The following is a 13994-nucleotide window of genomic DNA, read 5'->3' as shown; positions in this document are numbered from 1 at the left end:
GCTCACCTCCAGGTCTTACGCCGTTTCCAACGCTTCTGACCGCGTTGGGTTTCTTCCTGCCGACCGAGATAGAAATCCTGAATGTCGTCGCTGGCGCGCAATTCTTCGCAGCTGCCCGCCATCACGATCCGGCCCATTTCCAGCACGTAGCCCTTATGCGCGGTGTGCAGCGCCACGTTGGCGTTCTGTTCCACCAACAGCATGGTAACGCCCTGTTCTGCATTGAGCCGCTTGATGATCGCAAAGATTTCCTGCGTCAGCAGCGGCGACAGGCCAAGCGAGGGTTCGTCCAGCAGCATCAGCTTGGGGCGGGCCATCAGCCCGCGACCGATCGCCAGCATCTGTTGCTGGCCGCCCGACAGGAACCCGGCCGATTGAGCGCGGCGTTCCTTGAGGATCGGGAAATAGCTGTAAACCAAGTCGATATCGTCACGGATATCGGCCCCCCGGCGGGTATAGGCCCCCATGCGCAGGTTTTCTTCGATCGTCAGATAGGGAAATACCTCGCGCCCTTCGGGCACATGGGCCAGCCCCTGGGCGACGATTTTATCGGGATCCAGCCCGTCGATACGGGTGCCGTTGAATTCTATACTGCCCTTTTCGGGGTCCATCAGGCCGGAAATCGTTTTCATCAGCGTCGTCTTGCCCGCGCCATTGGCGCCAAGGATGGTCACGATTTCCCCTTTTTCGATGCTCAGCGAAACGCCGCGCAGTGCCATGATGGCGCCGTAGAAGGTTTCGACATTGCGGATATCGAGAACGGTCATTCAGTCACCTCCGTACCCAGATAGGCGGCCTGTACCTGCTTGTTGGCCTGCACTTCGGCCGGGGTGCCCATCGCCAGGGCTTCGCCATTGGCCACGGCCAGAACCCGGTCGCTGACCTGATTGACCAGGCTCATGTCATGTTCGACCATCAGGACGGTCAGTCCCATGTCGCGGCGCATGTCTTCGACCCAGAACGCGACTTCCTGGCTTTCTTCGACCGAAAGGCCCGATGCGGGTTCGTCCAGCAGAATCATTTTCGGCCCCATCGCCAGCGCGCGACCGATTTCCACCACCTTGCGCACACCGTAAGGCAGCCCGGCGATCAGCTTGTCGCGGTAAGCTTCGAGTTCGAGAAATTCTATCACTTCCTCGACCTGTCGACGGTGGCCCCGTTCGGAGCGGCGCACCTTGGGCAGGTACATCATATCCTGCACCCAATTGGTCGAGCGGTGGGTGTGACGCCCCATCAGCAGGTTATCCAGCACGGTGGAATGATCAAACAGTTCGATATTCTGGAAAGTGCGGGCGATCCCCAACTGGCCGATTTGATGGGCCTGCAGATGGGTGATGTCCTGCCCGTCGAACCGGATCGTTCCGCGCGTCGGTTTATAGAAGCGCGAAATCAGGTTGAAGATGGTCGATTTCCCGGCCCCGTTCGGACCGATGATCGAAAACACCTCGCCGGCTTCGACGCTGAAGGAAACGCCATCGACGGCCTTTACCCCGCCGAAATGGACCGCGAGGTCTTCGACTTGCAACAGGGTCATCGCATCCGCTCCGTCTTGATATAGGTTTTCTGACGGCGGAACATGTCGCGCCGGGCCAGCGGGAACAGCTGTACCCAGGCCCGCATTTTCAGCCAGCGGCCATACAGCCCTGCCGGTTCATAGATGATGAAGCCGATCAAAATTCCCGAGAAGATCAGCGTATCGAGCCCGGGGATCGAGCCCAGATCAATACCGGTGGTGCTGTTCAGCCCGTCGCGCAGGATCGAAATGAGCTGCGGCACAGCAGAGATCAGAATGGCCCCGAAAAACGCACCCTGAATGAACCCCAAGCCGCCGATGGTCACCACCAAAAGCAGGTTGATCGAAATGAAGACCGAGAACAGTTCGTAATTGAAGAAGCTGATATAATGGCCCAGCAACGCCCCCGCCAGCCCGGTTATCGCGCAGCTCAGCCCGAAGGCCAGAGACCGGGTGCGGGTGACATTGATGCCCAGCGCACGCGCCGACACTTCGCTGTCGCGCACCGCCAGGAAACTGCGCCCCGTGGGGCTGCGCAGCAGGTTGGCGTACAGCCATGTGACCCCCACCACCACGGCCAGACACAGCCAATAGAAATTGTTCAGACTGGTGTAGCGGTCGAAATCCACCCCGGCGATGGTGATCGAGGGGGCAAAGATGCCACCCACCCCGCCGGTGATCGGTTCCATGATGATGATCATTTCCTCTACGATGACGAACAGCGCCAGCGTTGCGATGGCCAGATAGATGCCGGACATCCGCACCGCCGGGATCGCCACCAGCGCCCCGAACACCCCCGCCGCCAATCCAGCCAGCGGGAAGGCGACGACCCACGGCACACCCACATTCATCAGCGCCGCGTCGGTATAGGCCCCGATCGCCATGAAGGCGGCGTGACCCAGGCTGGCCTGCCCGGTATGGCCGACCAGCAGCATCAGCCCCATTCCGGCCAGCGACCAGATCAGCGTGTTGGTCGCCTCGGCCAGATAATATTCCCCCACCAGGAACGGTAGCACCGCCATCACCGCGACCAGCGCGATAAGCTTGCCGCGCGCCCACCCGTCTTCGTGCAGGTCGATATCGTTATCGTAGCTTGTCTTGAAAATCACTTTCATCGGCTCAGACCTTCTTGGCGTAGATTTGAGCGAAAAGCCCGTTGGGACGGGTGACCAGCACCGCAAGCATGATGATATAAGGGCTCATCTGACTGAAACCGCTGGGCAGGTAGCGCGCTGCGATGGGTTCGACCACTCCGATCAGGATGCCCCCCAGAAGCGCACCGGGCAGGCTGCCGAAACCGCCGATGACGGCAGCAGCAAACGCTTTGATCCCCAGCAGGCCGATATTCGGGTCAATCGCGCCTTTGGAGGCATAAAGCACCCCCGCAATGGTCGAGACCGCGCCGGACAACGCCCAGATCGTCGAATTGATCCGCCGTACCGGCACGCCGACAATATAGGCCGCCATCTGGTTCTGCGACGCGGCCTGCGCCGCCAGACCGATCCGTGTATATTGGAAAAACAGCCACAGGCCGAGGGTCAGAAGCGCGGTGACGATGATGGTTACCACATCTTCGTAGCCGATGATGACGCCGCCGAAATGCAGGCTGCGCCCGGCGAACGGGGTTTCCAGTACCAGCGGTGTGAAACCCCAGATCGCACCGGCCGCAAACCGGAACACGAACCCCATGGCGATGGTCAGGATCACCAGCGCGAATTGCGGCTGGCCGAAAATCTGCCGCACCACGAAGCGGTCGACGCCATACCCGACCCCGCCCATGATCGCAGCGGCCAGGAGCACGCCCGGAATGAAGGGCAGCGCCCAGTAGTCCGAATTCACCAGGCCCAGCGCCACGAAGGCGCCCAGCATCATCATGTCGCCCTGGGCGAAATTCACCCCTTCAGTCGCTTTGTAAATCAGCACGAAGCCCAGCGCGACGAGTCCGTAGACACATCCCGAGGCGATGCCGCCGATGATCAGCTGAATCAATTCCACGCAGATGCTCCTTTTAAAATGTCTTTTGGGGCTGTCTGGATGAAAGCATACGGCAAAACCGCCCCCGTGCGGGGGCCGAGTCCTGAGACAGGACCCTTGTTATGCGCATTCATACGGTCTCCTCCCAAAGCTGAATGAACGCTGTTGACTTAGCTAAACACGCGTGTTCAATTTCTGTCAACACTGATGATCAGCTCACATGAAAAACGTAAAATCTCGCATCATTCACGCGGCTATGCGGCTGTTTGCCGAACAGGGCGCCATGCAAATCGCCGTCAGCGATCTGGCGAAAGCGGCCAGCCTGTCGCGCGGCACGATCTATAACAACGTGGAACATCCCGAGACGCTGTTCCACATCACCTGCGGGATGTTGTTCGAGGAATTGCGCAGTTGCATCCGCAGCGGGCTGAAAACGAATGACGACCCCGCGCTGAATATTTCGGTCCTGATCCGGCAGATGATCCGGCGGGTGCATGACGAACCCGACTGGGGCCGCTTCGTCGCGCTGTTTGCGATGACCGAACCACAGCTGGGGGCGGTCTGGGCCAGGGAACCGGCCGATATCATCCGTAAGGGCGTAAAAAGCGGCCGGTTCGATGTGCCGGTGGATCAGATCCCGTCGGTCACCACGCTGGGCGGTGGCGCGATGATGGGGTCGGCATCGCAGGTGTTGAGCGGCGCAGTGACTTGGCGCAAGTCCGGTTCGGAAATCGCGGAATTATATCTGCGAGCGTTGGGAATCGGCCGGGGCGAAGCGCATCGGCTGGCAAGAGTGGATTTCGATCCGCTGCCGCAGCTTGATTTTTCCGCCGTGGCGCAAGGATTGACGCGACCGGAGGCAATGACCGGTTCGCACTAGGTTTTGGGAGGAGGACCCAATGGCAGAAACAGCTTATATCTACGATGCGATCAGAACACCCCGATCCAAGGGCAAGGCAGGCGGCACGCTGCACGAGGTGAAGCCGATCAACCTTGTCACCACGCTGCTGACCGAAATGCAGCAACGCCACGATCTGGACACGTCCCGGGTCGATGATGTGATGCTGGGCTGCGTGACGCCGGTGATGGAACAGGGCGCGGTATTGCCCAAAGTGGCGCTGCAAAAAGCCGGATGGGCCGAAAACGTTGCCGGTGCGCAGGTCAACCGGTTCTGCGCCAGCGGGCTGGACACATTCAACACCGCCGCCGCCAAGATCGCCAGCGGCTGGGAAGACGTGGTCTGTGCCGGCGGTTATGAAAGCATGTCCCGGGTGCCGATGGCAGCAGATGGCGGGCCATTTGCCGAAGACCCCGAAACCTCGATCCAGACCGGGTTCGTGCCGCAGGGAATCGGTGCCGACCTGATCGCCACGATCGAAGGCTGGACCCGCGACGATGTCGACGCCTTTGCGATGGAATCGCAAAAGCGTGCCGCCCATGCCCGCGACAGCGGCTGGTTCGACCGGTCGGTGGTGACGGTCCGGGATGAAAACGGCATTGCCATTCTGGACCGCGACGATTTCATCAAACCGGACACCGACATGCAAAAACTGGCCGCCTTGAAGCCCAGCTTTGCCATGCACGGTCAGTTGGGGTTCGACGCGGTGGCTTTGGCGAAATACACTGATGTGGAACGGATCGACCATGTCCATACGCCGGGCAATTCATCCGGGATCGTCGACGGCGCGTCGCTGATCCTGCTGGGCAACGAACAGGCGGGCAAGGATCTGGGCCTGACCCCGCGCGGGCGGGTGGTGTCGATCGCGCTGACCGCGACGGACCCGACCATCATGCTGACCGGGCCGGGACCGGCATCGCAAAAGGCGCTGGCCAAGGCCGGTCTGACCATCGACGACATTGATCTGGTGGAAATCAACGAAGCCTTCGCCAGCGTTGCATTGCGCTTGCAGAAGGATCTGGATGTACCGGATGAAAAACTGAACGTCGTTGGCGGTGCCATCGCAATGGGGCACCCGCTGGGTGCGACCGGTGGGTGTCTTGTGTCGACCATGCTGGACGAATTGGAACGGCGGAACCTGAAACGCGCGTTGATCTGCATGTGCGTCGGCGGTGGTATGGGCATCGCCAGCATCATCGAACGGGTCTGAGGGGGACGGACATGACTGATTTCATTTACGAAAAAGATGCCGACGGCATCGTGACCGTCACCATCGATATGCAGGGCCAGTCGGCCAACACAATGAACGAACGCTATGTGCCCGGCATGGACGAGGTTCTGACCAAGCTGCGGGCGGAAGACGACCTGAAGGGCGTGGTTTTCGCCTCGGCCAAGAAAACCTTCTTCGCGGGCGGCGACCTGCGCCTGATCCTCGGGATTGAAAAAGCAGACGCCGAGACGCTGCATTATATCGAGGAAAACAAGCGCCCTTACCGCGAGCTGGAAAAGTTGCCGGTGCCGGTTGTCGCGGCCATCAACGGGGCTGCTCTGGGTGGCGGGTACGAGTTGTGCCTTGCCTGCAATCACCGTGTCATCGCAGATGTGAAAGGCGCGGTTGTCGGCCTGCCCGAAGTGACTTTGGGCCTGCTGCCGGGGGCCGGAGGGGTTGTGCGCCTGACCAAGCTGCTGGGGCTGGAAAAGGCGTTGCCGCACCTGACCGAAGGCACGCCGGTGAAACCGCAGGCAGCGCTGAAAATCGGTATGGTCGATGCGGTGGTGGACGGCATCGAAGACCTGATCCCCGCTGCCAAAGCATGGATCAAGGCCAATCCCGACAGCCATAGCCAGCCATGGGACCAGAAAGGGTTCCGTTATCCCGGCGGCGATGCACTGCATCCCAAGGTACGCCAGTTGATCATGGCCGCCCCGGCGGTGCTTTATCAGAAAACCCGCGGATTGCTGCCCGCCCCTGCCAAGATCCTCGATATCGCGGTCAATTCGATGCGGATGGATTACGACGCGGCATTGTTGGTGGAAAGCCGGGGCATCTGCGCATTGGCGGTCACCCCCGAATGCAAGGCGGCGATCACCACCTTTTTCTTCGGGATGCAGGCGATCAAGGGCGGCAAGGTGCGCCCCGAGGGCCCCCATTGGCACGCCAAATCCGCCGCCATTCTGGGCGCCGGCATGATGGGCAGCGGTATCGCATGGGCCCATGCCAATGCGGGCCTGCCTTCGGTTCTGAAAGACATGGAGATGGACAAGGCGGAAAAGGGCAAATCCTATACCGCAATGCTGGCCGACAAGCGGATCAAGCGGGGCCGGATGGACGCGGCGAAAAAGGACCATCTGCTGTCGATGATTGTTCCGGCGACCGAAGACAGCGCCTACGAGGGAACAGACCTGATCGTTGAGGCGGTCTTCGAAGATATCGCGCTGAAGGAAAAGGTCATTCCCGAAACCTTCAAGATGCTGTCGAAGGATGGGATTTACGGGTCCAACACGTCGACCCTGCCGATTTCCATTCTGGCCGAAGCCTGCCCCGACCCCAGCCGCTTCATCGGGCTGCATTTTTTCAGCCCGGTCGACAAGATGAAGGTGGTGGAAATCATCCTCGGCGAAAAGACCAGCGAGGAAACGCTGCGCAAGGCCTACGATTACGTGCAACAGATCGGATATATGCCCATCGTGGTGAATGACAGCCGGGGCTTCTTCACCAGCCGCGTGTTCTCCACCTATCTGGACGAAGGCATGGCGCTGATGCGCGACGGCATGGCCCCGGTCGCGGTGGAGCGCGCCGGGTGGCTGGCCGGTATGCCGGTGGGCCCGCTGGCGGTGCATGACGAAACCTCGTTGGTACTGTCCCAGAAGATCCGCAAGACGCATGAGGCACTGGACGAACGGCTTGGCGTCGAAAACGGGTTCTCCATCGACATGGAGGCTGGCAATCCCATTGTCGACGCGATGATCGAACAGGGTCGCGGCGGGCGCCATTACGGCGGCGGCTTCTACGAATACGCCGCTGACGGGTCGAAATCCTTGTGGAAAGGGCTGGACCAGTTTGCGAAAGGCAATGCCGAAATGGGGATGGAGGACGCCATCGACCGGCTGCTCTATCGGCAAGCGATCGAAACCCTGCGCTGCCTGAACGAAGGCGTGCTGCGCACCGAGGTCGAGGCCAATCTGGGCGGCATCTTTGCCATCGGATTCCCGGCCCATACCGGCGGCGCGATCCAGTTCATACGCGGCATTGGCATCGACCGTTTCGCCGCCCGCGCCGCCGAATTGGCCGAAACCTATGGGGCACGCTTTGCGCTGAATGCATCGGATTTCGACATTCTGCGCGAAAAACAGGTCGTGGCGGCATGAGCGGACCTCTGACGGGGCTGAAAGTGGTCGAAATGCAGGGGCTTGGCCCGGCACCATTGGCCGGGCAGTTCCTGTCCGATCTCGGTGCCGAGGTCATTCTGATCGCGCGCAAATCGGGACGGGCCGATCCAGCCGATATCAACAATCGCGGTAAGCGGTCGGTGGCTCTGAACCTGAAAGACCCCGACGGGGTCGATGCGGCATTGCAGCTGATCGACCGCGCTGATGTGGTAATCGAAGGGTTCCGGCCCGGGGTAATGGAACGGATGGGGCTGGGGCCTGATATTTGTCAGGCGCGCAATCCCGCGCTGGTCTTTGCCCGGATGACCGGTTGGGGTCAGGATGGGCCGCTGTCACAAACCGCCGGGCATGACATCAATTATCTGGGCCTGACCGGGGTGTTGAACGCCATCGGCAAAAAGGACGAACCGCCGATTCCACCGCTGAATATCGGTGCCGATTATGCCGGTGGCACCATGTTCCTGCTGCTGGGCATCCTGTCGGCACTGTTCGAACGGCAGGGATCGGGCAAGGGACAGGTGATCGACGCGGCGATGGTCGATGGTGCGCCCGCGCTGCTGGCGCTGGTCCATTCGATGATCGCACAGGGCCGCTGGGGCGAGGACCGCGAAAGCAACTGGCTGGACGGTGGCGCGCCGTTTTACCGGACCTATGAATGCGCCGATGGCAAATTTGTCTCGGTCGGCGCGCTGGAACCGCAGTTCTTTGCCCAACTGGTCGATCTGGCCGGGCTGCCGCAGGATGAAAAACCGACCCAATATGACGAAACGTTATGGCAGCCACGGCGCGAAAGCTATGCCAAGCTCTTTGCCACGAAGACGCGTGCGGAATGGACCGAGATTTTCGATGGCAGCGATGCCTGTGTCGGCCCGGTGCTGAGCTGGAGCGAAGCCCCCGAGCATCCGCATATGAAGGCGCGCGGCGTATTCGCCGAAGTGAACGGGGTGACACAGGTTACCCCTGCCCCGCGTTTCGACCGCACCCCGCCGGGACCGGTGGGCCAACCGCCCGCCCCGGGCGCCGATACCGACAGCGTTCTGGCCGAGCTTGGCTATGACGCCGACATGATTGCCAACCTCCGTGAGCGCGGGGTGTTGAGCTGAGGAGGACTGAAATGAGCGACGTGATCCGCATCGAAAAGGACGGGGCGATTGCCACTGTCACCCTGAACCGGCCCGAGGCGTTTAACGCCATCAATGCCGACCTGCGCAGCGCGCTGATTGCGGCGGTGGCCGAGATCGACGCCGATGACGCCCTCCGGGTGGTCATCCTGAAGGGCGAAGGCCGCGGCTTCTGCGCCGGGGCTGACCTGAAAGGCGGGCTGGACCCCAAGGTCGACAATATGCTGGAAACCCAATACCGCCCGTCGCTGGAAGGCATCGCCAATTCGTCCAAGATCTGGATCGCGCAGGTGCATGGATCGGCCGCCGGGATCGGCGCAGCCTATGCGATGAATTGCGACATGGTGGTGATGGCCGACAATGCGTCGCTCTACATGGCTTTCGCCGCAATTTCGCTGGTGCCCGATGGCGGCAATACCTGGTTGTTGTTGAAGGGGATGGGCTATCACCGGGCATTGCAGGCAATCATCGAAGGGCAGAAAATCCCGGCTGCGGAGTGTCTGCAATACGGTCTGGTCAATCAGATCGTGCCCGAAGATCAGCTGGAGTCAGAGACCCGCGCACTGGCCGGGCGTATCGCCAATGCCGCGCCGCTGGCGGCTCAGGCGGCGAAACGGATTTTGCGCACAATCGGCGAAGGGTCCTTTGGCGACGCGTTCAGCGCCGAGGCGCGCGAACAGCAGGCGCTGACCAAATCGGACGATTTCCGCGAAGGCGTGCAGGCTTTCATCGAGAAACGCAAACCGGAATTCAAAGGTAAATAAGGATCTTACGATGACCCTCCCCACCCAATTGCAGAATTTGCGCATCCCGCTGATCGGCAGCCCTTTGTTCATCATTTCCAACCCCGATCTGGTGATTGCCCAGTGCAAGGCCGGGATCGTCGGGTCATTTCCCGCCCTGAATGCGCGGGAAAAGGATGGCCAGTCGCTGGACGAATGGCTGACCCGGATCACCGAGGAACTGGACCGCTACAATCAGGCCAATCCCGACACCCCCGCCGCACCCTATGCGGTCAACCAGATCGTGCACCGGTCCAACGAACGGCTGGAGCGCGATATCGAGATCTGCGTGAAACACAAAGTGCCGGTCTGGATCACATCCCTGGGCGCGCGGGTCGAGGTCAACGAGGCCGCCCATTCGGTCGGCGGCATCACCCTGCATGACGTGATCAATGACCGCTTTGCCCATAAGGCAATCGAAAAGGGCGCCGATGGGCTGATCGCGGTTTCTGCCGGGGCGGGCGGCCATGCCGGGGCGCTGTCGCCGCTGGCGCTGGTACGCGAAATCCGGGCGTGGTTCGACGGCCCGTTGTTCCTGTCGGGGTCGATTGCCACTGGCGACGCGTTGCTGGCCGCACAGGCGATGGGCGCCGATGGCGGCTATGCCGGGTCGGCCTTTATCGCCACGAACGAAGCCAACGCGGATGCCCGGTACAAGCAGATGATCACCGAATGCGGGGCCTCAGACATCGTGTATTCGGACCTGTTCACCGGGGTTTGGGGCAATTATCTGAAACCGTCCATTGCGGCGGCGGGAATGGACCCGGACAATCTGGAACGGTCGGACCCGTCGAAGATGGATTTTGGCACCGAGCGGGAAAAACCCAAAAGCTGGAAAGAAATCTGGGGATCGGGTCAGGGCATCGGCGCGATCAAGGACGTGGTCCCGGCGGCACAGCTGATTGACCGGATCGCGACGGAATATTTTGCCGCATTCGACCGGCTGACCGCGCAGGTCGGGCGCTATCGCTGACCTTGAAGGTGGTTTGGGGGGCGCTGCCCCCCGCGCTGCGCGCTCCCCCCCGGAGTATTTCAGGCAAGATGAAACCGGGGTCAGAGTTCGGGCTTGGCCGCCAGATCAGCGAGAATCGGGCAATCGGGGCGATTGTCGCCAGCGCAGGAGGACACCAGCGCGGCCAGCGTGACGCGCATCTGCTGTAATTCCTCCAGCTTGGCGTCGATCCGTTTCAGATGATCGCGGGCAATGTGTTTTACATCGGCGCTGGCCCGGCTTTGGTCTTCGTAGAGCGTCATCAACTGACGGCAGTCTTCGATGCTGAAACCAAGTGCGCGGGCACGGCCCAGAAACGCCAGCTTATGCAGGTCGCTGGTCTGAAAACTACGATAGCCATTGGCGCTGCGCTGCGGCTTGATCAGGCCAATATCTTCGTAATAGCGAATGGTTTTCGCAGGCAGGCCAGAGAGGCGGGCGACATCCCCGATATTCATGCGGTTTCCTTTCCAGTGAAAGCGGGCGGCACGAAGCGCAGGCGCAGCGCGTTGGTCAGCACGAAGATGCTGGACATTGCCATCGCCCCCGCCGCCAGCATCGGCGACAGCTGCCAGCCCAGGGCGGAATAGAACAGCCCCGCCGCGACCGGGATCAACACGGTGTTATAGCCGAAGGCCCAGAACAGGTTTTGGCGGATATTGCGCATCACCCGGGCCGACAGGTCAAAGGCCGACACCACGCCGGTCAGATCGCCAGACATCAGCACCACGTCGGCGCTTTCGATCGCCACGTCGGTGCCGGTGCCGATGGCGATGCCGATATCGGCCGCCGCCAGTGCCGGGGCGTCGTTGATACCATCGCCGACAAAGGCGAGCGGCCCTTCGGCGCGCAGTTTCTCAAGCGCGTCGACCTTGTCCTTGGGCAGCAGTTCGGCCATGACGTGATCGATGCCAAGTTCCTTGGCGATGGCCTGCGCGGTGGCCTGATTATCGCCGGTCAGCATCGCCACCTTGAGTCCCATCCGGTGCAGCGCGGCAATGGCGGCGCGGCTGGTTTGCTTGATCGGGTCGGAAACCGCCAGAGCGGCGACGAGCTGGCCGTCAATCGCGGCATAGAGCGGCGTTTTGCCTTGTGCCGCCATCGCCTGCGCGGCCGGTTCCAGCGCCGTGATATCCACCTTGCGCCGCGTCATCAGCCGGGCCGCCCCGACCATCACCCGCTGCCCCTCGACGGTGCCGAGCACGCCGTAACCAGTCACTGATCCGAATTTTTCCACCAGCGGCAGGTCCGGCCCTGCGGCGGCGGCAATCGCGGCTGCGATGGGATGTTCTGACTGGGCCTCGACCGCCGCGATCATGCGCAGCACGCCGTCGCGGTCGGCGCCTTGGGTCACGACCAGATCGGTCAGCACTGGGTGGCCTTCGGTCAATGTGCCGGTTTTATCGAGAGCCACGGTTCTGACCCCTTGCAGCGCCTGCAGCGCATCGCCTTTGCGGAACAACACGCCCAGTTCGGCGCCGCGCCCGGTGCCCACCATGATCGAGGTCGGCGTGGCCAGCCCCATCGCGCAGGGACAGGCGATGATCAGCACCGCGACACCGGCCACCAGCGCATGGGGCAATGCCGGGGCCGGGCCAAACGAAAACCACACCAGAACAGTCAACAGCGCCACCGCCATGACTGCCGGGACGAACCACAGGGTGATCTTGTCGACCTGCGCCTGAATCGGCAGTTTGGCGCCCTGCGCGTCTTCGACCATGCGGATGATCTGGGCCAGCATGGTGTCGGCGCCGACTTTTTCGGCCCGCAGCCGCAATGCGCCGGTGCCGTTGACGGTGCCGCCGACCACCATTGCACCCGTGTCCTTGGCCACCGGGATGGGTTCGCCGGTGATCATGCTTTCATCGACATAGCTTTGCCCCGACAGCACGGTGCCATCGACTGCGACCCGTTCGCCGGGGCGGACCAGCACAATATCGCCCTGAACAACCTCGGCCAGCGGAATGTCGGTGGCCGCGCCGCCGCGTTCGACCCGGGCTGTTTTGGGCTGCAATCCAACCAGTTTGCGGATTGCTGCGCCGGTGCGGCCCTTGGCGCGGGCTTCGAGAAACCGGCCCATCAGAATCAGCACCACGATGACAGCGGCGGATTCGTAATAGACCGCCCGGCTGGCGGCCGGCAGCATGGCGGGCAGGAAGGTGGTCACCAGAGAAAACCCATAGGCGGCCGCGGTGCCAACGGCGACCAGCGCGTTCATGTCAGGCGCCCCGCGCAGCAGCGCCGGAATGCCTTTTTGGTAAAACACCCGGCCCGGGCCGATCAGAACCAGCGTGGTCAGGGCGAATTGAAACAGCCAGCTGTTTTGTTGTCCGATGGTGGCGTTGATCCAGTGGTGAAAGGGCGGAAACAGATGACCGCCCATTTCAAGCAGGAACACCGGCAGTGCCAGTGCCGCGGCGAGCAGAAATTTCCGTTTCAACGCATCGGCTTCGGCCGCTTTGCGGTTTTCCGTTTGGGGCTGGGCATCGACGGCAAAGGTGGCCTCATAGCCCGCCTGTTTGACCGCGTGCAGCGCTTTTGCTGGATCGAAGTTGCCGTCGAGGACCGTGATTTGAGCGGTTTCCGTCGCCAGGTTCACCTGCGCCGCGATCACCCCGGGCACCGATGCCAGCGCCTTTTCGACATGGCCGACGCAGGAGGCGCAAGTCATGCCGGAGATGCTGAGCCTGCGGTCGGTCTGCCGGGCCGGGTAGCCCGCCTTGTCCAGCGCCGCGATCAGCCCCGGCGCGTCGGCGGGGGCGTGAAACCGGATTTGCGCGGTTTCATTGGCCAGATTGACCGCGGCGGTTTCCACCCCGTCCACGGCGCTCAGGGCGTTTTCGACCCGACCGACACAGGCCGCGCAGGTCATGCCTTCGACGGGGATTCTAAGGGTTTCGCTGGCTTGGGTCTGCGTTGTCATGGGGCACCTTTGGCTGTTCCTGACAGGAGAGATAGTGGTTCCATCTACTGGAAGGTCAAGGGCGTCGCGACATTTTTGCAAAAATCGATACTGGCCCTTGACCTTCCAGCGCAGGAAGCCGCCATTTGGGAATTAATCGCGACGACTTGCATGGAGATGAACCCGTGACCACCTTTACCGTGCCCGAAATGAACTGTGGCCATTGCACCGCCAAGATCGAGGAATCGGTGCAAGAGACCGATCCCACTGCTTTGTTGAGCTTCGACCTGAGCAACCGCCAGGTCGACATCGACAGCGGCGATGACAATGATGTTTTGCTGAATGCGATCAAGGCGGCAGGGTTCGACGCAACCCTAGCCTAAGCGACAAAGCGAGAGGGCGCGGCGGCAGCGTTAAGTTCAG

13 protein-coding genes are annotated in these 13994 nt (G+C 61.7%); 7 read left to right on the top strand and 6 right to left on the bottom strand.

Annotated elements, in window-relative coordinates; all coding sequences use genetic code 11:
* Nucleotides 1–2: 2 nt before the first annotated feature.
* Genes VOI23_RS12000 through VOI23_RS11985 form a run of 4 tightly spaced genes read right to left on the bottom strand, consistent with a single transcriptional unit; the run spans nucleotide 3 to nucleotide 3508 of the window.
* Nucleotides 3–767, bottom strand: a complete 765-nt coding sequence (locus VOI23_RS12000) for an ABC transporter ATP-binding protein (RefSeq protein ID WP_323785073.1) — start codon at nucleotides 765–767, stop codon at nucleotides 3–5.
* On the bottom strand, nucleotides 764–1534 hold the full coding sequence (locus VOI23_RS11995) for an ABC transporter ATP-binding protein (protein ID WP_323785071.1): 771 nt from the start codon (nucleotides 1532–1534) through the stop codon (nucleotides 764–766). Before VOI23_RS11995 ends, VOI23_RS12000 begins: the two co-directional genes overlap by 4 nt.
* Entirely contained in the window at nucleotides 1531–2628 is a 1098-nt protein-coding gene (locus VOI23_RS11990) for a branched-chain amino acid ABC transporter permease (RefSeq protein WP_323785070.1), read from the bottom strand. The genes VOI23_RS11995 and VOI23_RS11990 overlap by 4 nt, the downstream gene beginning before the upstream one ends.
* 4 nt (nucleotides 2629–2632) lie before the next feature.
* The gene (locus VOI23_RS11985) at nucleotides 2633–3508 is read right to left on the bottom strand and encodes a branched-chain amino acid ABC transporter permease (RefSeq protein ID WP_323785068.1); all 876 of its coding nucleotides are present in this window, start codon (nucleotides 3506–3508) and stop codon (nucleotides 2633–2635) included.
* Nucleotides 3509–3707: 199 nt separating this feature from the next.
* Between VOI23_RS11985 and VOI23_RS11980 the strand changes: the two genes are divergently transcribed.
* Genes VOI23_RS11980 through VOI23_RS11955 form a run of 6 tightly spaced genes read left to right on the top strand, consistent with a single transcriptional unit; the run spans nucleotide 3708 to nucleotide 10651 of the window.
* Nucleotides 3708–4367: a TetR/AcrR family transcriptional regulator gene (locus VOI23_RS11980; protein WP_323785066.1), complete on the top strand. Its 660-nt coding sequence runs from the start codon at nucleotides 3708–3710 to the stop codon at nucleotides 4365–4367.
* 19 nt (nucleotides 4368–4386) lie between these two features.
* On the top strand, nucleotides 4387–5595 hold the full coding sequence (locus tag VOI23_RS11975) for an acetyl-CoA C-acetyltransferase (RefSeq protein WP_323785065.1): 1209 nt from the start codon (nucleotides 4387–4389) through the stop codon (nucleotides 5593–5595).
* A gap of 11 nt (nucleotides 5596–5606) precedes the next feature.
* Nucleotides 5607–7754, top strand: a complete 2148-nt coding sequence (locus VOI23_RS11970; protein ID WP_323785063.1) for a 3-hydroxyacyl-CoA dehydrogenase NAD-binding domain-containing protein — start codon at nucleotides 5607–5609, stop codon at nucleotides 7752–7754.
* Nucleotides 7751–8878 carry a CaiB/BaiF CoA-transferase family protein gene (locus tag VOI23_RS11965; RefSeq protein ID WP_323785062.1) on the top strand — a complete coding sequence of 376 codons (1128 nt, stop codon included), beginning with the start codon at nucleotides 7751–7753 and terminating at the stop codon, nucleotides 8876–8878. The genes VOI23_RS11970 and VOI23_RS11965 overlap by 4 nt, the downstream gene beginning before the upstream one ends.
* Nucleotides 8879–8889: 11 nt before the next feature.
* Complete coding sequence (locus VOI23_RS11960) at nucleotides 8890–9660, top strand: enoyl-CoA hydratase/isomerase family protein (protein WP_323785060.1); 771 nt, start codon at nucleotides 8890–8892, stop codon at nucleotides 9658–9660.
* A gap of 10 nt (nucleotides 9661–9670) precedes the next feature.
* Nucleotides 9671–10651: a nitronate monooxygenase family protein gene (locus VOI23_RS11955; RefSeq protein WP_323785059.1), complete on the top strand. Its 981-nt coding sequence runs from the start codon at nucleotides 9671–9673 to the stop codon at nucleotides 10649–10651.
* Between the two features lie 80 nt (nucleotides 10652–10731).
* Here the strand turns inward: VOI23_RS11955 and cueR are convergent, their stop codons facing one another.
* Complete coding sequence (cueR, locus tag VOI23_RS11950; protein ID WP_323785058.1) at nucleotides 10732–11127, bottom strand: Cu(I)-responsive transcriptional regulator; 396 nt, start codon at nucleotides 11125–11127, stop codon at nucleotides 10732–10734.
* The gene (locus VOI23_RS11945; RefSeq protein WP_323785057.1) at nucleotides 11124–13592 is read right to left on the bottom strand and encodes a heavy metal translocating P-type ATPase; all 2469 of its coding nucleotides are present in this window, start codon (nucleotides 13590–13592) and stop codon (nucleotides 11124–11126) included. The genes cueR and VOI23_RS11945 overlap by 4 nt, the downstream gene beginning before the upstream one ends.
* A gap of 164 nt (nucleotides 13593–13756) precedes the next feature.
* Here VOI23_RS11945 and VOI23_RS11940 point away from each other — a divergent pair, with 164 nt between their 5' ends.
* The gene (locus VOI23_RS11940) at nucleotides 13757–13954 is read left to right on the top strand and encodes a heavy-metal-associated domain-containing protein (RefSeq protein WP_323785056.1); all 198 of its coding nucleotides are present in this window, start codon (nucleotides 13757–13759) and stop codon (nucleotides 13952–13954) included.
* The last annotated feature ends 40 nt before the right edge of the window (nucleotides 13955–13994 follow it).

Source organism: Thalassovita sp., assembly GCF_034670005.1.
Classification (GTDB): Bacteria; Pseudomonadota; Alphaproteobacteria; order Rhodobacterales; family Rhodobacteraceae; genus Thalassobius.
The sequence above is the reverse complement of the archived record's forward strand: the minus strand, read 5'-3'. Positions and strand labels throughout refer to the sequence as shown.